Consider the following 21,944-nt stretch of genomic DNA (forward strand, 5'->3'; position numbering starts at 1 on the left):
AATTTGAAGCTATTTTGCAAATTCGCAGTAGCTGACTGAACTGAAAATGCGCTTAAATCAAGCTTTTTTCAGTTCTAGTCATCCTTGCGGGGGTGGGACGACGAATTCAAAAAGAATTCTGTCCCGCTCCCTTACTTAATTTATTTTATTTTCAATTATTTAGATAATACGACGTGTTTAAATCCTTGATACAAAATTGGGATAAGAAGTATGAAACCAAATAATCCCATGATGGGGAAGACTTTTCCGATTAAAGAAATAAAGCCGATAAATGTACATATAAATGTAACGATAGCCATCGCAATGATGAGTACAAAGTACCCTTTGGAGAATGGCTCTGTAAAACGCGATGCAAAAGCATACATAAGACCAACAATTGTATTATAGATAACTAAAATCATTATAATCGACATCATTGTACCTAATAACGGTGAAATATGATTAGCCAGTAGTAGCGTTGGCAATGCAACAGATTGAATGTGTTCAAAGTCTGTAACGAGTCCTAGATTAATCATCAATAGTAGTAATGTAATGATGATACCGCCTAAGATGCCACCCCATAACGCCGACTGACGATGTTGCATTCGACCGCCCATTACACTTAAAAAACTAAACGCGGCTGCGATTTGTAGGCTGGCATAGTTTAATCCATCAAACCACCAACCGAGTGATAAACCGTGTTGTTCATTGAAGCGGTTCGCTGCACTAAAATTAACATCTCCTGTTATAAAATAATAGATGGCGATAATAGAAACAACAATGACTAGGAAGGGTGTCACCATACCTAAGACGGTAATCAGACGTTCAAATTTAAGAAACAGTGTCATTAGAATAAATAATACTAATAGCAATGAACTTAACCAATAAGGTAATCCGAAACTTTCATGTATGGTTGAGGCCCCACCTGCAGTCATAATCATCGCTAAAGAGAATAAAAATAAAGTTAAAATAATATCAAAAATACGTGCAATCATTGGATGTAAATAATATTGAATAGACTCTGAATGGTTATGAGATTGAATCGTAAAGCCAGTGTTTAAGACGAAGACGCCTGCTAGCGTAATGATTAACCCCGTATCGATAATACCAGCAATACTATAGCTACCGTGACTCGTGAAGAACTGAAATATTTCTTGACCAGTCGCAAAGCCAGCCCCAACGACAACACCCACAAATGCGAAAGCTACCATTATAGTCTCTCTAAAAAGTTGCACAATTAAAATTTCCTTTCAAATCATTACTTAATTCATATAGTTTAAACGCAATTATCTATTTTAGATGAAATGAGGTTAGAAATAAATAGGAAAGTTTACCCGAAGTGAACATTGTGTGTCCGACAAAGGCATTAACAACTTGTTTATAAATTGGTAATGCAGGTGTAACCAAAGTTTGATAGTATGACACAGTATTGAAAAAAAGTTGATTCTTATTGAGGAAGGTGTAGGTATGTCATTAGATTTACCTGTCATGTTAATCATTGTGCTATTTTTGGCGTTGGGCATATTTAGCCAATGGTTAGCGACGCAAATTAAGTGGCCATCCATTGTAGTGATGTCGATTGTCGGCTTACTCATTGGGCCAATCTTGGGACTGGCAAACCCTCAAGAAACATTGGGGGCTGAGGTCTTTAGTCCTATCGTGTCATTAGCTGTAGCGGTAATCCTATTCGAAGGCAGTAGTAATTTGGATTTTCGTGAATTAAGAGGCATTTCTAAAGCGGTTATCCGAATTATTACCATCGGTGCAGCAATCGCTTGGGTACTCGGTGCGATTGCATTACATAAAATTTTAGATTTTCCAATTGCTGTAGCGGTTGTGATGGGCGGGTTATTCTTAATTACTGGCCCAACTGTGATTCAGCCATTACTTAAACAAGCGAAAGTGCGTAAGAGCGTAGATTCTATTTTAAGATGGGAAAGCATTATCTTAGATCCTATTGGTCCTATACTCGCATTAACTGCTTTTTATATTTATCAAATATTTGAACAGGGCTTCGGTGTTCAAGTCATTTTAATTTTTATTTTGAAAATTATAGCAACAGCCATTATCGGCTTTGGCGCATCATTCATTTTCAATTGGTTAATCCAACGTGATTTCATCCCGCAGAATTTAATGCCTTCGATTCAGTTAGTGTTTATTTTGTTAGTATTCAGTATTTGTGATCAGATATTACAAGAATCTGGCCTATTAGCCGTAACAATTTTTGGTTTAATGATGGCGCGTTATAAGAGACATGATTTAATTTACAAGGAGTCAGATCATTTCATTGAAAATGCATCCTCTATTCTTGTATCGACTGTCTTTATTTTAATTACATCATCATTAACATCATCGGTATTAATGGATGTTTTATCATGGCAATTAGTAGTCTTTGCGATTGCAATGATTGTCTTGGTACGTCCGATATCAGTGTTAGTATCAACGATAGGTACAGAAATCACGAAAAGAGAACGTGCGATTGTTGCTTTAATGGCACCACGAGGGATTGTCGTTTTAACTGTTGCGCAATTCTTTAGTGGGTTATTTCTAGATAACCATGCTAGAATGGCGAGTTATATTATGCCTGTAACCTTTGGTCTTGTGTTTATTACGGTAGTTATATATGGATTTAGCTTCATTCCTTTAAGTAAGTTATTTGGCCTAGCAAGTACGGAACCACCAGGTGTCATCATCGTTGGTGAAAGTGAATTCTCATTCCACTTAGGTACAAAACTACGTGAACATGATATACCAGTTATGGTATTTAATCTATTTGAGAATACATCAGATAAAGCGGAAGAACTTGGCTTTGAGGTGTTTAAAGGGAATCTATTATCAAGTAGTGATCGAATATATGCAGATTTAATTCGTTACAATAAATGTTTATTAATGACCAAGTCATTTATCTTTAATAGTTTAGCCTTTAATGAGTTGGTACCGGAGTTCGGATTGAATCATGTGAGTATGATGCCTGTGTCCTTTACTGACGAACAAGCACGTAATAATTTAAATGGACCGCTACGCAATCACATTTTATTTGATGAATCACATAGTCCAAGATGGTTTGATAATACGATTGCTAATAAAAATATTGTTGAAGTATCTGCGGAAGCATACGATAACATTACTGATAATGATATGATTCTTTATCATATTGATGATAGTAGTGTGGTGTCATTTAATAAGAGTACTAAACCGATACCGCAATATGAACATGGGGTATACGGCATCTTAAGAGATGTATATTAGAAAAGGATTATGATGAGTTTTTAAATAATTCTTAATAGGGAGTGAGACAATGAATTTAAAACAAATTCTGTCCCACTCCCATAATTTTGTATATAAGTCTAGTCAAATGTTAGTTCAAATATCTATCGTGCATTAATAATTTTAAGATACGAATTTGTTCTTGGAGTAATTTACCATCATTGGTATCTCTAATTTTTTTACGTTGTAATTCTTCATCAACCACTCGGCGAACAGATAATTCATCTGCGCCATCTGATAATACTTTATCTCTTGAATCGAAATGTTGATGAGCGACTAATTGCATGCCGAATGAATTGTACAGTAATGTATAGCCAGCAATACCAGTTGTTTTTTGATATGCTTTCGAGAAACCACCGTCGATCACTAACATTTTGCCATCAGCTTTAATAGGGTCTTCACCATCTATTTCTTTTACAGGTGTATGACCATTGATGATTCTACCTTCATCTGGATTAAGGCCAAAGTCTTTTAACATTTTACGAATCATATCCACATCTTCTCTTAAATAGTAATATGGATTTTTAGGCTCTTTATGAGAAGCTTTGTCTTCGATGAAGTAACGTTCGAATGTTGTCATGGCTCTTTTACCAAATAAAGAACTATATTTACCAGTCCATAGATACCACACTAAATCAGTAGATAAGTCATCTGTTATATCTTTGTAATCGTAGGCGTAACGTACATGTCTTTCGAAGACATCTAATAGGTCACGTCCTTTATGTTGTTCACCTTCAATTTCAAACGACTCCATTTCTCCGTGTTCATCAACAGGTATACAGCCATGGATGAGTAAATTACCGTTATATGGAAGGTAAAGTTTGCCTTTCTTCATCAAGAAGGACATGTGACGTTTTAATTTCTCAGATTGTTGGAATGAAAGCAACAATTTATTCATTACTTCTTCTTCTTCAGGTAATAATTTACCAGGATCTTTTGGATCTACGGTACTGAAACATGTATCTTTTAAAGGATATGTTTTCCCATAAATGGTGATTTCATTTGTATCATAGTTAATCTGTTCCAAGACTAAGCGATCTTCCATTTCAAAGCTAGGGCGACGTTTAATGATTGGCATTTCTAGTTTGAATTGAATCATCGCAATCGCTTGATGGATTTTAGTGATTTGACTCTCTTCAAGTTTAGATAATCCAACTGGTTTATCAGGACGTTTCTTCGGTTTGAATGATGGATTATTGCCGCTATAATGTTCTTCTGCAAGTGTTAATAACGGACGTAAATTAATGCCATAAGCATCTTCAATGATGTCTAAATTGTCATAGCGTGCACATATGCGAAGTAGGTTAGCTAAACAGACTTTAGAACCTGCATAGGCACCAATCCATAGAACATCATGGTTCCCCCATTGAATATCAACAGAGTGATAGTTGATTAACGTGTCCATAATCTTATCAGGTTGCGGACCACGGTCATAAATATCTCCAACCACATGTAAATGGTCAACGACAAGACGTTGAATACTATAAGATAATCCAATAATTAAATCATCTGATTGCTCTAACTCGATAATTTGATTTACCAATGTTTCATAGTAGGATTTCTTATTGTTAAATTCGTTATTTTTATAAAGTAGTTCTTCAACAATATATGTATATTCTTTAGGCAATGCTTTACGTAATTTTGAACGTGTATATTTTGATGAACAATAGGTAATCAAATCAATTAATTGTTCAATTGTAGTGATATACCAAACATTTAATTTACCTTTTGAGTCGAAATTATTTTTAACGAGTTTTAATTTTTCTTCAGGATAATAGACAAGCGCAGCCAAGTCATCAATTTCTTTTTGAGATAACTTTTTAGCATAAAGGTCATTAATTTTAGAACGAACGTTACCAGAGCCATTACGCAATACATGTTGGAACGATTCATATTCACCGTGAAGGTCACTGACGAAATGTTCTGTGCCTTTTGGTAATTCTAAAATTGACTCTAAATTGACGATTTCTGTTGCCAGCTTTTCAGGGCTATCAAATTGTTGTGATAATAAATCTAAATACTTCTCTCGTAATTCACTTTCAGTCGTTTGTGTCATCGTATTTCACTCCTGTTTGGAATTGATATTCATTGTAGATCGTTTATAAAACCGCTTACATTAATTATCTTTAAAACGCATCACTTTTTCAATGGTGATGCTTAAAATGTCAGAATTAATTCTTAAAATACGACTATTTAATAAAAAAGCCTCAGTCACCAATGGATTCTGAGGCTTTCACGTATTACTTAACGCGGTTTCTATTTTTAAAGAATATTCTATAAAGCACGTAAAGAACTGCAAGAATAATAATCACGTACATAATGTATGAGTATGTGTGTAAACCGGCCATTAAAGCGTCGAAACTACCACTTAACATACGACCGAGTAAGATTAAGGCAAAGTTCCAAATCGTCGTACCTAATAATGATAAGACGACGAACGTAACGACATTCATTTTATTAATACCAGCTGGGATTGTGATGAGTACACGTAATACTGGGATAAAGCGACATAGCAGTACAGCCCATGCGCCATAACGTTTAAACCAATCATTAGCGCGCTTAACATCTTTACCTTTCAGCTTAAACCATTTACCATGTTTGTCTACAAAGCGATAAATACTGTCTTCATTAATTAAACGGCAAAGATAATACAGGATGAGTAACCCGATAAATGATGCGATTGTTGAAATTAAGAATAGGAATGGTATAGATAAACCAGATTTAACCGACATCAAACCAGCAAACGTAAGTATAATTTCAGAAGGGACTACAGGTAATACATTCTCCAATAAGATAAGAATGAATATGGCTGTATAACCCCATTTACTAATAAAATCAGTAATTAATTGTTCCATTTATATATAAGAACTCCTTTTAGAAGCGTTCGAGACAACACAACGCAATAACTTCGAAAGCCATATACGGCGTCGAAATCATCTCGATCACATTAATTTTTACCATTTAATTTCAAAAATAAAAAATTCATAGTAAATTCATTATAATAAAATTTACTATGAATTGCTTGTATAAACTAATGACAACCGTTATTTCATTGCTTTTAAATAGTGTTGATAGAGTTGCGTTGCCTCTTCATCATCTTCGACACCATAGACATTCATACGACCATCTTTAAATAAAGTGATTTCGTAATGGTCATCTTTAATTAATTTTGCGAAAGACGTGGCCTTCACAAGCGTTCCAGGAAGATGATGTGCATGTTGAAAGACATTGGGCTGATATCGGAAAAGGTAGGTACGGCCACATAAACTTTCAATATGGTGTTGTTGTTTCGTTTCTAAGAGTGAATAGTGTCGATTGGCACATACGTCACAAGCAGGGTCTTGTAATATATCGACGTTCATCGCTTTGTAATCGATCTGCCATGTATCAATCGTAATTAATTTCTTTGAAAAGCCTTCCCCTGATAAGTAACGTAGCACTTCAGAAACTTCGTAACTCGCCACTTGTGAAATAATAGGAGGTAAAACTCCGTTAATCGCACAACTCTCACCACTGGATGGCATGTGTTTTAAAAGACATTTTAGGCAAGGGCCTTTGAAATCAATACCATAAACGGTTCCTTTATTGCCAACAGCTGCGCCATAAACCCAAGGGATTTGGTGCTTATGACATACTTCATTTATGAGATAGCGGATTTTGAAATGGTCCATGCCATCAATGATGATATCGGGTTTAACGTCGGTGATAATATCTTCAATATTAGATGAAGTGATTTCTTGATAATACGTTTGTACATCTACATGATGATTGATGTCTGCGATATGTTGTTGAACAGCATGTACTTTAGGCACCATATTGAGTGCATCTACCTCAGTGTACAATGCTTGTCGATGTAAATTAGATGTTTCAACAATATCCATATCAACAATTGCGATGTGATGTGCACCCATACGAGCAAGAAGTTCAGCAACATGACTACCTAATGCGCCGGCACCTAAAATAAGCAACGTTGCATCCGATAAAGCATGTTGACCATGTGCACCAAACGGTGAAAATCTCATTTGCCGATTGTATCGTTGCATTATAAGAATCCTAAACCTTCAGTTGGGCTTGATGCTTGGGCAGTGTATTTTATTGGAATTCGTCCTGCTTCATAAGATAAGCGGCCAGCGTGAATGCCTAACTTCATTGCTTCTGCCATTTTCACAGGGTCTTTCGCACCTGATACTGCTGTATTTAAAAGGATGCCATCAGCACCTAATTCCATCGCATGACATGCATCTTTAGGTGAACCAATACCTGCATCAACAATAACTGGTACATTTGAATTCTTAATAATGTAACTCAAGTTCAGTTGATTATTAATGCCACGACCTGTTCCAATAGGTGAGGCTAACGGCATAACAGCGTGCACACCTAAATCTTCTAAACGTTTAGCTAAGACAACATCGTTAGAAATGTAAGGACATACAATATAACCTCGTTCAAGTAATACTTTACAAGCTTCGTAGGTTTCGAAAGGGTCAGGTAATAATGTTTCATCATCACCTATAACTTCTACTTTAATCATGTCACATACACCCGCATGTTTAGCGATTTCTGCAATACGAATTGCTTCTTCAGCTGTTTTAGCGCCAGCAGTATTTGGAAAAGTGATAAAGTCATTTAAATTTATATTTGCAAGTGGGTTAGGTAAATTTTTATCGTACAGGTTCATACGTCTAACTGCGAACGTAAGTACATTTGTTTCCGAAGCTTTAATCGCCTTAGTTTGGATGTCTTCATTTTCAAACTTTCCTGTACCTAATAACAAACGAGAGTGTAATTCTAAATTACCAATTTTAAACATTTTATCCGCCTCCAACAAATTCTAATAGTTCTAATTGATCATCTTCACGCACAGTGTGTTGATGATAATCATCTTGCTTAATCAATGTTTTATTATGTTCAACAATGACACGTTGTGGGTCTAACTCGAGTGATTCGAGCACTTGATGAATCGATTGTTCCGAGTCGAACGTGAACGTGTCACCATTAATGATACATTTCATGATTTAACCTCCTTGAGACATTGAAAGGTTCATATTGAGCTGGTTTAACACCAGTTAATAGCCAATTCGCGATGTCACGTCCGATCACAGGAGATAATAAAATACCATTACGATAGTGACCGGTAATTATATATAAGCCATCATCAATTTGGTCCATAATTGGTAGTTCACCCTCTGTGTATGGACGTACGCCAGACCATTGTTTGAGTACACGTGCGTTTGTAAGTTCAGGGATACGTGCTGTTGCATAATGTTTCAACCAGGAAATGCCTTGCGTTGTATTACCTACTGAATAATTATCAAATTCACTCGTAGCACCAATTAAATAACGGTTTGGTTGTTTTGGCACAACGTAACATCCATTGGTCATAAATACCGTTTGATCTAAATGTAAATCATCGTGTTCCACAAGTAGGACTTCACCCTTGACGCCAACAACCTCACGTGGCAGTTGATACTGCTTTAATAGTTGAGATGACCATGCACCACCTGCAACAATGACCTTTTTAGCATATAAATCACCTTTAGATGATGCGATTTGATAATAGCCATTCTGACGATGAATGCCTGTAACATCTGTATTAAAGTAGCGCGTAATGTGACGTTGTTGCAGAGATTTAAACAACGCTTTCGTATAATGATTCGCATTGATTTGTCCATCATTGGGGATATAAATAGCCATGTCTGCTGCTGAGACATTGCAATTCGTTAAATCGGCCAAGTCATTGTCTGAGAGCGCAACAACATTGTGATCTAATGCGTGTAGGAATTGATATTGTGCACGTAAATGGTCTACATCACTAGGTTGATTCGCAATTTTAATTAATCCAGATGCTTGATATTGAATATCAATGCCCGTTTCATCTTGTAAAGATTGGCATAATTCAGGAAAGAGGTCTCGTGACTCGAGTGCAAGACGAAATAAATCACTATCTTCTGTAAATTCATTCTGAGCACCTAACATGCCACCAGCTTTATAGGATGCATGTTTACCAGGGATATCTCGGTCAACGATTGCGATGTCGAGATGCGTGTGACTAAGGTGTCTTGCAATGGACATTCCGATGACACCAGAACCAATAATAAGAACGTCATGCACCTTTCAACCACTCCTTTCGTAGATGTTGAATTTGTTGTAAAGATGCGTTCATAAAGTATGAGATTGCACAAATACCTGCAAAGCCAGGCGGCAGTTGATGTATCGTATCTTCCGTCATACCACCTATGGCATATATCGGGATAGGCACGTGCAAAACATCTTTGATTTCGGACGATGTTCTAGGTTGTTGATTTGGCTTAGAAGCGGTTGGAAATATATGACCATAAAAGACATAATCCAAGTGATGTTGATAAGCCTGTTTAACAGAGTCAACCGAGTGCGTTGACATGCTAACTTGCACCTCTGGATGGTGTTCTTTATAGTGGAATGCCAACGTGTCCATCTCGCGACAATGTAAACGTGTAAGATTTAGCGCTTCTAATAATTCGATATCGCTATGGACAATGATTTTATCTCTAGGGAATCCAGCAACGATTAATCTGTTGAGAAAAGAACACAACTCATCTCTAGACATAGGGGTACGAAAGAGTAAACCATCAATCCCCTCACTAATATCAAGAAAATGTTCTAAATCTGACGCTGTTAAATGTTTGTAAGTTGTTATCGCTATAAAGATGTCTATCACTCCTAATAAATGAAAAAAACGCTATCTCCTTCGTAGGAAATAGCGTTGGTCTATATAGAACGTTATTTAGCAAGCCACTTTCCTACGCCAGTGCAAACTGGATCAGGTTCCAGGAATTATAAAGTTCTTTCTTTACTCTCAGCCTTAAACAAAGGCACTTCCAGTGGATAAATTATCTATTTAATTTTTAATAATTTTGATTCACGTTTGATTTCAAATTCATTCTACAATTTTTTCGAATAGAGTTCAAATTTTAATAGGAAGAGCAAGAGACATCAATCATATAATGATCCTATTTCACCAATTCTCAGTAGCTGACTGAACGGAGAAGGCGCTTAAATTAAGCTATTGTCAGTTCTAGTCATCCATAGGGGCGGGACCCACTACAAAGAACGGCATTAAGAAATTCTACAACCAAAGCAAGCTGGGAGTCGGGGCCCCAACACAAAAAATCACGAAAGTGATTTTACAAGCTAAGCGAGTTGGGGTTCGGGGCCCCAGCAAAGAGAATTTCATCAAGAAATTCTACAAGCACAGCAAGCTGGGAGTGGACAACGAATGTGAAAAGAATGCTGTTCCACTCCCAAATGACGTAATTAGTGAATAAAGTAACGAACGATGTACAATTTAATAAAAGAACTTTTAAATAAGATATTGAAAACGATTTCAAAACCTGGTAATATAAATAAAAATAAATGCTAAAAACCCTATGATGGTAAGGGTTATAAGGGAGTTATTTTTGTATAATAGGGAGTCTTGTGAGTATATTAGACAACATATTTAGAATCAACAAATTAGAGGAAGTAGGAAAAAGAGGTTATGGTACAAAGACAAAAGAAAAGTAGTGTTCGTTGGTTTTTTGCATTAGCATTTTTTATTATAGGTGTAATCGCCTATATGGATAGATCCAACATTTCGTATATTGCCCCGCAAATGATGGAAGATTTACATATGACAAAACAACAATTTGGTCTATTAGCTTCATTCTTCTCGTTAGGTTATGCTTTAATGCAAGTACCTTCAGGTATGCTAGCTGAGAAATTCGGACCACGTAAGATGATTACAATTGCTTTAGTATGGTGGAGTGCTTTCACTATTTTAACAGGTATGATTAAACATCACGGTTTATTATATTTAGTTCGTTTCTTATTCGGTATCGGGGAAGCGCCTATGTATCCATCAAACGCCGTGTTTAATGCAAACTGGTTCTCTAAAGATGAGAAAGGTAGAGCATCAAGTATGTTACTTGCTGGTTCATATTTTGGACCTGTATTAGCACCTGTCATTACAATTGCTATTGTAAACGCATTTAACTGGCAAGCGGTATTTTATATCTTTGGTGTGGCAGGTATCTTAATTGCGATATTATGGGGAATTATTGCGAAAGATTTACCTGAACAGCATCGTATGGTTAATGACGCAGAGAAACATTTCATTATGGAGAATCGTGACCTTGTTCAAACAACGAAATCATTACCACCATGGAATCAATTCTTCCGTCGTATTAGTTTCTATGCGATTGCAGGTCAATACTTTGTAGTACAATTTGTTATTTCATTATTCTTAATTTGGTTACCAACGTACTTAACTGAACAATATCATGTAGAATTTAAAGACATGGCGATTAGTTCATTACCTTGGTTCATTATGTTTATTTTAATTTTATCTGCTGGTGCGATTTCAGATAAAATTTTACGCAGTGGTCAATCAAGATTTGTTTCAAGAGGTTTGATTGCTATTGTAGGTTTCATCGTATTTGCAGTTTCAATTTTCTTTGCAGTACATACTGATAATTTATATGTAACTATTTTCTGGTTATCACTTGGTTTAGGCGGTATGGGTGTATCAATGGGTATGAGCTGGGCTGCAGCGAATGACATTGGTAGAAACTTCGCAGGTACTGTATCTGGTTGGATGAACTTATGGGGTAATATTGGTGCGTTATTAAGTCCATTCTTAGCTGGTGCATTAGTAGCATCACTTGGTTGGACAATGACTTTCCAATTGCTAATTATTCCAGCAGTTATCGCAGCAATTTTATGGTTATTTGTATCACCAGATAAACCATTGATTAAAGATGAAAGTCGTGAATTAAAATAATTTCATATAAACTAGGGCATCATGCCTAGATAAATAGTCGAGACTGGGATATAAATAATATAAATATGCTATTTTGCAATTTCGCAGTAGCTGACTGAACTGAGGAAATGCTTAAATCAAGCTTTTCTCAGTTCTAGTCACCCTTGCGGGGTGGGCGGGGCCCCAGCAAAGAGAATTTCACTAAGAAATTCTACAAGCAAAGTAAGCTGGGAGTGGACGACGAATCTAAAAAGAATTCTGTTCCACTCACTGTTTTTTATATCCTGTAATTCAGGTGCGACGCATTTACGTTTCGTTAACCGTTCTAGAGTAATTACCTTTAATGTGTGAACTCTGTCATTGTCGTTCTCTCATATCCAAAAGTCACTTTACTGTTTTATATGTGTGGAAGTGGTAAGATGATAGTGAATAAATCACAAATTGAGGGTGAAATGTATGATTATTATTAATGCAAAACTTAAAGTAAGCGAAGAACATCGTGATGCCTATTTAGATTTAATGACGAATTTAGTCAAACATGCACGTGAAGAAGAAGGTAATACATTTTATAGTCACTATGAAGATGTAAGTGAACGTAATACGTTCGTAGTTGTAGAGAACTATAAAGATCAAGCTGCTGTTGAAGCACACAATCATTCAGATCATTTTAAAGTGTTTAGTGAAAATATCGGTAACTATATTACAGAAAAACCAGTTATCGACGTAGCTGAAGTAAAATAATTAAAGTTAATTTCATAACGTAAACATTACTAAGGTAGGATAAGAAGTCAATTGCGAAGCGATGATTTCAATCCTACCTTTTTATTATTTAAACAATCACTATCATATGAACGAATAAAAAGTGTTATCATTGAATATGTATGTTTTATAGAAAGGAAAGATAACATTGGGAAATGTTTTAAAATCACTTATCACATTTGATACAAGTAAAGTTGACCCGATGAAAGGTATCAGACAGGGCTTGTTATTAATAATCCCAGCACTATTAGGTTATTTCCTAGGTAATTTCGCACTAGGATTGCTCGTGTCAACTGGGACATTGGCACATATTTATGTGTTCAAAAGCTCACCACGTTCAATGATTAGAACAGTTATCTTATGTTCGCTCTCATTTGCCGTATGTATGATACTGGGAACACTTACGGTTACTGAACCAATTCTATATGGTGTGACATTATTATTAGTTACGGTCATTCCTTATTATATCTTCAGTGCATTGAAGATTGCTGGACCGTCTTCAACTTTCTTCCTTGTAACATTTTGTTTACCGAGCAACTTGCCAGTAGCACCAAATGAAGCACTGTACCGCGGTGTTGCCATTCTTATTGGTGGTGCGATTGCTACATTTGTAGTTATTTTGACAATCCTTTTCCAAAAGCAAAAGATTGAAAATAGAGCAATTAATGCTGACTTTAACATGATTAAAGAATTAATGCACAATTATAACGATGTTGACAAGTTTAAAGAGAGTGCCAAAGCAGCAGTAACACAATTCAAGAACTCTGATGAATTGTTAATCACTGCAACAGCTGGGGCTGATCAAAAATTAAGTCCTCGCTTTCAAAGATTGTTATTGCTACATACCTCAGCACAAGGTTTGTATTCAGAGCTATTGGAATTACATGAAAAAGGTATACGCCCAATTCCAAATGAATTAGTTGAAATGATGGACGTTGCAATACGCAATGCATATCGCACATCAGCAGCTCGAGAAAAATGGACAAAAGAAGTCAATGTTGATGAAGCGTTTGACGATTTATGGCAATATATCTTGAAAATCGATGAAATTACAAACTTAGATTCTAACCAAATTGAACATGAAGCGAGTGTTCGTAAGCCACTTTACAGTCAACGCATCATTCATAATTTAACGTTAGATTCTATCGTATTTCGAAATACTTTGATTTATGCCGTAATTATGGCAGTGGCCATTTTTATTTCATTAGCATTTAATATCCAAAAATCTTACTGGATTCCATTAACGGCGCATACCGTCTTATTAGGTATGACAACACGACGCATGTTAGACCGTTCTGTAGCCCGTGGCTTAGGTACCATCTTAGGTACACTCGTATTATCAGCAATACTATATTTCAATCCACACTTGATTATTGCAGTCATCATTATGGGTCTTGCGGCAATGGTTACTGAAACATTTGTAGGTTCTAACTATGCCTTTGCGGTAATCTTTATTACAATCCAAGTTATATTATTAAATGGTTTAGCGTCAGATAACCTGTCCATTTCAATTGCCTATACACGTATCTTTGATGTATTGATTGGTATTGCCATCGCAGTTGTTGGGATCTTACTTATTAATCGACAAACAGCATCCGCCATGTTACCACGAACGATTGCAGAAGTGGTTCGTAAAGAAGCCGTTATCTTCCAATATTTATTCTCAGAAAATCATTACCAAGATGATTTACGTGAAAGAGATGAAAGCTTAGCTTTATCAGTGAAAATGAGTAACATGACACAAATTAATAATTCAGCAAGTGGTGAATTATTCTCAAATTAAGAAGTGATTCGTTATTATTATCCAAGTATCTTCGCATTGGAAGAAATTAACTTTATGTTAATGCGTGCAATGCAAGATCATCAACGTCAACGTATTTCTGATCATCAAATGGGAGAATACCTTGTTACCTTTGAGAACTTAGCGAAACATTTCGAACTTCAAAGCAGACTTGAAATTAATGAACTTTCCGATTTACCGCAATATAATTACATTAAATCGGCATTAATGCGACTGCAAAATAATTGTGTGCATACACGTAAAGATATTAATGAAGTTGAAGATGGAGCTGCAATTAAAGCATAATATCATCATCGAGTTTCACTTCTGGTGATAGTGGTAAAGCTAACTATCAATGAAAAAAGGAGATTGATACCATGCCTTGGACGATGGACGATTATCCGAATACGTGGAAGCACTTTGATGAATTAGAACGAAAAAAAGCCATCGATATTGGTAATGCAATGTTGAAAGATGGATATAAAGAAGGCGATGTTATACCGATTGCAACACAACAAGCTAAAGATTGGTATAAAGATGCATCGAAAGCAGCGCTTGATGAATTAAAGCACAAGCATGTCACACAACACCAAAAGGATCAATCAGCGAATCCAAAACTCAATGACAAAAATGTACATGTATATTTTGAAGATGACGAATGGAAAGTGAAAACAGAAGGGGCGAAACAAGCGTCCGATACTTTTGAGAAGAAAGCAGACGCCACGAAACGCGCGCAAGCTATTGCTGATAATCGTGGTACGACAGTCATTGAACATAAAAAAAGTGAATCATCGCAATAAAATCAATGCACGAGGCTGAAACAATGCGTTCAAACAGAATGCTGTTTCAACGTCGTGCGTTTTCATTATCAATTGAAAGTTCTAAAATAATCTGCAATAAAAGAGTATTATTTTTAGTTTATTTTGTAATTCGATATAATAAACAGTGATGATTAAGGAGGAAATACTATGTATGTAGAAAGAAAACCATCATTGTATATAGAAGAATTACGAAGTGAATTTAAAGATAACTTACATCATTTCAAAGATGGAGATGAAGCCTTTGATAGATTAATTGGTTTCGTAGAACTCGATCATTTATACGCCTCAGCCTTAAAAGAAATCAGCACCAAATTAGATATTCTCGATGACAACTTTAACTATGTTTATAAACATAATCCGATTCATCATATGGAACGACGTGTAAAAGAAATGAATAGTCTAATTAAAAAACTACATCGTAAGCAAGTTGAAATTAGTGCAGAAAGTGCGCGTAAACATATTCTTGATATTGCGGGAATTCGTGTCGTTTGTAACTATTTAGAAGATATATATGTCATTGAGAAGATGCTCCTAAAACAAGAAGACGTTAAACTTCTCAAGCGTAAAGATTATATTAAAAATCCGAAAGAAAATGGGTATCGTAGTTTACATATCGTTGTGACAATTCCCGTATTCTTATCCAATAAAGTGGAAACATTACCTGTAGAGATTCAAATTAGAACCATTGGCATGGATATGTGGGCAAGTTTAGAACATAAAATTCGTTATAAAAATAACGCTAATACAGAAGATTATAGCGATATGTTAAAAGACTGTGCCCTTGAAATTTCAGATGTAGAATCTAAAATGCAATCCATTCATTCTGCGATTTCCGATAATAATGAATAACGTTAAACGATAAAGCGTAACTTATTGAATTGTACGTAACCTGTAACAATTTTATAAGTTATGCTTTTTTAATTTGTCTCTATTTTGATAATTTTATGATAAAATAATAATTTAGTAATATAGGGATTTTTGAGGTTGATTATGAACAGAAAATATTTTAAAACACAAATTTATCAATTAAAAAATTATCATAACGAACAAGTAGAAGTCGCTTTCGCGGGCAATCCAACATCAAATAGAGCAATCGTATTTATACATGGTGCTATCATGACATACCGTATTATGACCATGTTCGAACCCTACTTCAGAGAGTATAAAATGATTTTCATTAATTGTCCTAGTCGTGGTAAAAGTTCAAAGATTGATCGTAATAACCATACTTTAGATGATTACTCTGAACGAATTGAAGATGTTTTGGAACAAATCGTTGCCACACAACACCTTGAAAAGGTCATGATTATTGGGTATTCAATGGGAGGGATGATTGGCACACGTCTATTGAAATTTAATAAACTACCGATATCTCATCTTGTTTATTTAAGTAGCGCAGCTAAAATTACGCCAAACACGAGTATGCTTGCACGTTTATTCTCAACAGATAGTAAGCGTGACCATTTCAAAGATGAAATTACTGCCATCAAAAACTTGCCACAATACATCTTAAAGAAAACAGTTTACGCACGAAAAGAAAACGGACTAGATATCTTATCCTTTGTCGCCCCGATTAAGACGATCATCACTGATTTATTATATACAATTAAAGCAGATTATCTTCCAGATATTGAAGAAATTGAACAATTTCCAAAGTTACTATTTATTTCTGGTCAAGATGATGAAATTATCCCGTATACAGATTCACAAGCCACTATGGAGCAGTATAAGCGCTACGGCGGTGAAACGAAGGAAATCGTCTATCCTGGTATTGGACATATGGACTTTCCATCTGTCCTTGAACAATTACCTAATGGCACTGTAGGGATTATTGATCATATAAAATCATGGATTGAAGATAAATAAGACTGCCTTTAGACTGACCGATAACATCATTTATCAAAAGGTCTTGAATGTGACGTTACGTCATATACTATATTCAATGTAGGAGGTGGACACTATGTCACATTACACTATTGGGGCGCTAGCTGATCAACTAGGTATAACGGTTCGAACACTACAATATTATGATCGTAAAGGTTTATTAACAGCGAAACGTACAGCAGAATCAAATCGCAGATATTACAATGAAGACGATGTACAACAATTACAGTTGATTTCGTTATTAAAGGAATTTGGTTGTACGTTAGATGAAATTAAAACATTGTTGTACGAAGATAGCGATATGCAGACATTAAAAACAATGCTTCAACTACATAAGGAAGCATTGCAAACACATATATACGATCAAACAAAAGCATTACAGCATATCAATGATGTAGAACAGTACATTTCAGATCACTCAAGTGCACCAATCAATCATCTATCTGACATAGATAAAGCAATGAAAGAATCTACGACATTGAAGACATTTAGAAAGAAAGTATGGATGAGCGCAGGCGTCATTGGTATTATTCAATACACAGGACTAATTGCAAGTTTACTGAGAAGTTCAAGTAAGCCTTTCGTTTCAATCTTGCCTATTTTAGTAACCTATGCCATAGGATTAACGACATTCTATTATAAAAACATTTCATATTTGTGTCCAAATTGCCAACATACGTTTAAACCATCTGTGAAACAATTTATCGTGGCGCGACATACTATGCAAACACGTAAATTACCATGTCCAAATTGCCATGAAACCCATTATTGTATTGAAGTTTCAAATGAGAAAAAATAAATCATGTTCCTATCCATCCCGGTCTATTTAGGACCGGGATATTTACTTTTAAAAAAGAAAGCGTTTGCAAAAATGGATATGATATATTAATATACTTGTATACAAGTTGTAATTGAATGAATAGGAGTGATGCATGTGAAAGAAAGTTATCCAGCGCAGTGGCTTGGAGGCATGTCTAAAGGGGAAGGTGTCGCAGCAGAAATACGTTTACAAATTGTAAGTGGTGAGATTGAAGCAGGTACACTACTTACAGAGAATCAAGTGGCTAAACAATTTGACGTTAGCCGTTCGCCAGTTAGAGATGCCTTTAAATTATTACAAACAGATCAACTCATTCAATTAGAACGCATGGGCGCTAAAGTATTGCAATTTGGTGAGCAAGAGAAGAAAGAACTGTATGATTTACGATTAATGCTAGAGTCGTTTGCATTCGCAAAGATAAAACATATAGATAGAGAACCGATTATCAAAGAGATGCGTAAACATCTTGAAATGATGAAAGTAGCAGTTAAATTCGAAGATGCTGAAGCATTCACACAACATGATATTCAATTTCATGAAGCAATGATGCATGCATCAAATCACCAATATTTACAAACATTCTGGAAACATTTGAAACCCGTGATCGAAACACTCGTATTGTTATCCATGCGACAACGTATGGACCATGATAAAGCAGATTTTGAACGCATTCATCACAATCATAATGTGTTTGTTGAGGCGATTGAACACTATGATTCAGCGAAATTAAGAGAAGCCTTTCATTTAAATTTCGACGATGTTGGCGAAGATATTGAAAGTTTCTGGCTAAGATAAATAGAAGAAAGAAGGAATACTATGAACTACATGATTGGTGTGGACATTGGGACAACAAGTACGAAATCCGTATTATACGATGAAAATGGACAATTTATCATGAAACATAGCATTGGCTACCCCTTACATACACCCAATGTTGATGTATCTGAAGAGAATCCTGACGAATTGTTTGATGCCGTTCTTATGACTGTGAAATATGTTGTAAGAGAGGCAAATATTAAAAAAGAAGACATCAAACTCATTGCATTTAGTGCACAAATGCATAGTCTGATTGCACTCGATGCACAACATCATCGTTTGACTGAAAGTATTACATGGGCAGACAATCGCGCGAGTAAATACGCGGAACTAATTAATAAGGAACATCATGGCTCAGGCATATATCAACGCACAGGAACACCAATTCATCCAATGTCACCATTATCTAAAATCTTCTGGATGAAACATGAACAACCTGACATTTATAAACAAACGGCGATGTTCGCTGATATAAAAACTTACATATTTTATCAACTATTTGAAACATACGTTATTGACCATTCAATGGCATCCGCGACAGGTATGTTTAATTTAGAAACACGCAATTGGGATGCAGAAGCACTCGAATTAGTTGGTATCACTGAGGCACAATTACCACAATTAGTACCTACCACACACATACTTAAAGGCATGAAAAAACGCTACGCCACCCTAATGGGCATAGATGAGGATACGCCTATTATTGTTGGCGCAAGTGATGGCGTACTATCCAACTTAGGTGTAAACAGCTACAAAAAGGGCGAAGTCGCTGTCACGATTGGTACATCTGGTGCTATTCGTACAGTAATTAACAAACCACGCACAGATTATAAAGGTCGTATCTTTTGTTATGTATTGGACGAAGACCATTATGTCATTGGTGGACCCGTAAATAACGGCGGTGTCGTACTAAGATGGTTGAGAGATGAATTACTCGCAAGTGAAGTAGAAACGGCGAAACGTTTAGGCGTTGACCCATATGATGTATTAACTAAAATCGCTAGCCGAGTTAAACCAGGTGCAGAAGGACTTATTTTCCATCCTTACCTTGCAGGAGAACGTGCACCATTATGGAACGCAGATGCGCGTGGGTCATTCTTCGGATTAACACTCTCTCATCAAAAGGAACATATGATACGTGCCGCATTAGAGGGTGTGCTTTATAACCTATATACAGTCTATCTTGCACTTGTGGAAGTCATGAATGAAACACCAAGCACAATCAAAGCAACAGGCGGCTTTGCTAAGAGTGAAGTGTGGCGTCAAATGATGGCAGATATCTTCGACACAGATCTCATCGTACCTGAAAGCTATGAAAGTTCTTGTTTAGGCGCATGTGTATTAGGTTTGAAAGCGTTAGGCGACATTGAAGACTACTCAATTATTGAACAAATGGTCGGGACAACGAATGCGCATCAACCTGATCCAGACACAGTTCAAGTGTATCAACAGTTAGTATCCATCTTTATCAACTTAAGTCGTTCATTAGAAGAACGTTATGCTGAAATTGCAGACTTTCAACGTAAACACATGGAGTAAATCATTAAATTAGAAAAAGAAAACATTAGGAGGGTTTACGATGTTTGGAGATATTTGGCCAATTATCAGTGTTGTTATTGGGATTTTATTACTTTTGTCATTAATTATTTTCTTGAAATTGAACACGTTTATTTCATTAATCATCACTTCTGTTGTCACTGCGATATTACTAGGTATGCCATTAAATAAAATTATGGAAACCATAGAAGCGGGCATGGGAAGTACGCTCGGTCACATTGCGCTAATCTTTGGATTAGGTGCCATGCTTGGTAAATTACTTGCTGATGGTGGCGGTGCCAATCGAATTGCCGACACATTGATTGCTAAATTTGGACCGAAACACGTGCAATGGGCAATGCTAATCGCAGCCTTTATCGTAGGTATCGCACTATTCTTCGAGGTAGGGTTAGTTCTATTAATTCCATTAGTATTTACAATTGCTAAACGTGCGAAAGTCTCACCACTTAAATTAGGTTTACCAATGGTGACGGCTTTATCAGTAACACACGGTTTCTTACCACCACACCCTGGTCCTGTTGTTATTGCAAAAGAATTAAAAGCGAACGTTGGTCAAGTATTGCTATTTGGTATTATCATTGCCATTCCAGTAACGATTATCGCTGGACCAATATTCAATAAAATCGCACAAAAAATCATTCCTTCTGCCTATACGCGTGAAGGGGATATCTCAGCATTAGGATCTCAAAGAGAATTCAAAGAATCTGAAATGCCAAGCTTTGGATTAAGTTTATTTACAGCTGTGTTGCCAGTTATCTTAATGTTAATTTCAACTATTGTACAATTAATCACAGGCCATGAAGCAGCTACAAATTTATTTGAACAAATCGTTTACTTCATTGGTACTGCAGGTACAGCAATGTTAATTTCAGTTATCTTTGCAATCTTGTCTATGGGCTTAAATCGTGGTAGAAAAATGGACGACATTATGAAGTCAGTTACGAACGCCATCTATCCAATAGGTATGATGATTTTAATCATTGGCGGTGGTGGTACATTTAAACAAGTATTGATTGATGGCGGCGTAGGCGATACCATCGCGAAAATGTTCGAAGGTTCAACCATGTCACCAATACTACTTGCTTGGATTGTAGCAGCCGTATTACGTATCGCATTAGGTTCAGCTACAGTAGCTGCCATTTCTACCACAGGTATCGTTTTACCATTATTACAACACTCTGACGTAAACGTTGCACTCGTTGTACTCGCAATAGGCGCCGGCAGTGTTATCTTATCTCATGTTAACGACGCAGGATTCTGGATGTTTAAAGAATACTTCGGTTTAACCGTAAAAGAAACATTCCTAACATGGTCATTACTTGAGACAATCATCTCTGTATCAGGTATCATCTTTATATTATTTATTAGCTTGTTTGTATAATATGTAATATTAGAGTCCGGGACATAAAGTTCTTGGATAAGTGAATAAAAGACAATTTCTATTGAAATGATATAGAAATTGTCTTTTTTATAAATTTTTTGATT

Annotated in this window: 18 protein-coding genes, 1 pseudogene and 1 riboswitch; of the genes and pseudogenes, 11 read left to right on the forward strand and 8 right to left on the reverse strand. The window is 35.9% G+C overall.

Translation table 11 applies throughout. The annotated features are described in order from the left end of the window. Positions 1-155 precede the first annotated feature (155 nt). Positions 156-1,190, reverse strand: coding sequence for a YkvI family membrane protein (locus tag KA858_RS09025; RefSeq protein ID WP_245342077.1), 1,035 nt, complete (start codon positions 1,188-1,190; stop codon positions 156-158). A 256-nt stretch (positions 1,191-1,446) separates the two neighbouring features. On the opposite strand from KA858_RS09025, the gene KA858_RS09030 reads away from it, so the two are divergent. Continuing rightward, positions 1,447-3,228: a cation:proton antiporter gene (locus KA858_RS09030; protein ID WP_210135495.1), complete on the forward strand. Its 1,782-nt coding sequence runs from the start codon at positions 1,447-1,449 to the stop codon at positions 3,226-3,228. Between the two features lie 109 nt (positions 3,229-3,337). On the opposite strand, the gene KA858_RS09035 is transcribed toward KA858_RS09030, so the two are convergent. The 7 genes from KA858_RS09035 to KA858_RS09065 form a co-directional block, all read right to left on the reverse strand. Next, positions 3,338-5,302, reverse strand: coding sequence for a fructose-1,6-bisphosphatase (locus tag KA858_RS09035; RefSeq protein ID WP_210135496.1), 1,965 nt, complete (start codon positions 5,300-5,302; stop codon positions 3,338-3,340). Positions 5,303-5,486: 184 nt separating this feature from the next. Further along, positions 5,487-6,101 (reverse strand): undecaprenyl phosphate transporter UptA, encoded by a 615-nt coding sequence (uptA, locus tag KA858_RS09040; RefSeq protein WP_053028787.1) that lies wholly within the window; start codon positions 6,099-6,101, stop codon positions 5,487-5,489. A 189-nt stretch (positions 6,102-6,290) separates the two neighbouring features. Next, the gene (locus KA858_RS09045; RefSeq protein ID WP_210135497.1) at positions 6,291-7,289 is read right to left on the reverse strand and encodes a ThiF family adenylyltransferase; all 999 of its coding nucleotides are present in this window, start codon (positions 7,287-7,289) and stop codon (positions 6,291-6,293) included. Then, positions 7,289-8,056, reverse strand: a complete 768-nt coding sequence (locus KA858_RS09050) for a thiazole synthase (protein ID WP_210135498.1) — start codon at positions 8,054-8,056, stop codon at positions 7,289-7,291. Before KA858_RS09050 ends, KA858_RS09045 begins: the two co-directional genes overlap by 1 nt. Position 8,057: 1 nt before the next feature. Then, a complete protein-coding gene (thiS, locus tag KA858_RS09055) occupies positions 8,058-8,258 on the reverse strand; it encodes a sulfur carrier protein ThiS (protein ID WP_053028784.1) in 201 nt (66 codons plus the stop codon). Next, positions 8,242-9,357 carry a glycine oxidase ThiO gene (gene thiO / locus KA858_RS09060; protein ID WP_210135499.1) on the reverse strand — a complete coding sequence of 372 codons (1,116 nt, stop codon included), beginning with the start codon at positions 9,355-9,357 and terminating at the stop codon, positions 8,242-8,244. The genes thiS and thiO overlap by 17 nt, the downstream gene beginning before the upstream one ends. After that, positions 9,350-9,940 (reverse strand): thiamine phosphate synthase, encoded by a 591-nt coding sequence (locus tag KA858_RS09065; RefSeq protein ID WP_210135505.1) that lies wholly within the window; start codon positions 9,938-9,940, stop codon positions 9,350-9,352. The genes thiO and KA858_RS09065 overlap by 8 nt, the downstream gene beginning before the upstream one ends. 65 nt (positions 9,941-10,005) lie before the next feature. Then, a riboswitch (TPP riboswitch) is annotated at positions 10,006-10,115 on the reverse strand. Positions 10,116-10,762: 647 nt separating this feature from the next. Between KA858_RS09065 and KA858_RS09070 the strand changes: the two genes are divergently transcribed. The 10 genes and pseudogenes from KA858_RS09070 (at position 10,763) to KA858_RS09115 (ending at position 21,840) form a co-directional block, all read left to right on the forward strand. Then, a complete protein-coding gene (locus KA858_RS09070; RefSeq protein ID WP_053028781.1) occupies positions 10,763-12,043 on the forward strand; it encodes a pyruvate MFS transporter in 1,281 nt (426 codons plus the stop codon). Positions 12,044-12,478: 435 nt separating this feature from the next. Next, complete coding sequence (locus KA858_RS09075) at positions 12,479-12,763, forward strand: putative quinol monooxygenase (protein WP_053028780.1); 285 nt, start codon at positions 12,479-12,481, stop codon at positions 12,761-12,763. Positions 12,764-12,929: 166 nt separating this feature from the next. Further along, positions 12,930-14,867: pseudogene (locus KA858_RS09080) on the forward strand (FUSC family protein). A 71-nt stretch (positions 14,868-14,938) separates the two neighbouring features. Next, complete coding sequence (locus tag KA858_RS09085) at positions 14,939-15,361, forward strand: DUF2188 domain-containing protein (RefSeq protein WP_210135500.1); 423 nt, start codon at positions 14,939-14,941, stop codon at positions 15,359-15,361. Between the two features lie 168 nt (positions 15,362-15,529). After that, positions 15,530-16,231, forward strand: coding sequence for a GTP pyrophosphokinase (locus tag KA858_RS09090; protein ID WP_053028777.1), 702 nt, complete (start codon positions 15,530-15,532; stop codon positions 16,229-16,231). 141 nt (positions 16,232-16,372) lie between these two features. Continuing rightward, on the forward strand, positions 16,373-17,248 hold the full coding sequence (locus KA858_RS09095; RefSeq protein ID WP_210135501.1) for an alpha/beta fold hydrolase: 876 nt from the start codon (positions 16,373-16,375) through the stop codon (positions 17,246-17,248). A 94-nt stretch (positions 17,249-17,342) separates the two neighbouring features. After that, on the forward strand, positions 17,343-18,065 hold the full coding sequence (locus KA858_RS09100; RefSeq protein WP_210135502.1) for a MerR family transcriptional regulator: 723 nt from the start codon (positions 17,343-17,345) through the stop codon (positions 18,063-18,065). Positions 18,066-18,194: 129 nt separating this feature from the next. Then, positions 18,195-18,881, forward strand: coding sequence for a GntR family transcriptional regulator (locus KA858_RS09105; RefSeq protein WP_245342078.1), 687 nt, complete (start codon positions 18,195-18,197; stop codon positions 18,879-18,881). Between the two features lie 21 nt (positions 18,882-18,902). Continuing rightward, complete coding sequence (gntK, locus tag KA858_RS09110) at positions 18,903-20,441, forward strand: gluconokinase (RefSeq protein ID WP_210135503.1); 1,539 nt, start codon at positions 18,903-18,905, stop codon at positions 20,439-20,441. A 40-nt stretch (positions 20,442-20,481) separates the two neighbouring features. Further along, complete coding sequence (locus KA858_RS09115) at positions 20,482-21,840, forward strand: gluconate:H+ symporter (protein ID WP_210135504.1); 1,359 nt, start codon at positions 20,482-20,484, stop codon at positions 21,838-21,840. The last annotated feature ends 104 nt before the right edge of the window (positions 21,841-21,944 follow it).

Source organism: Staphylococcus sp. GDX8P80P (genome assembly GCF_017893095.1).
Classification (GTDB): domain Bacteria; phylum Bacillota; class Bacilli; order Staphylococcales; family Staphylococcaceae; genus Staphylococcus; species Staphylococcus borealis.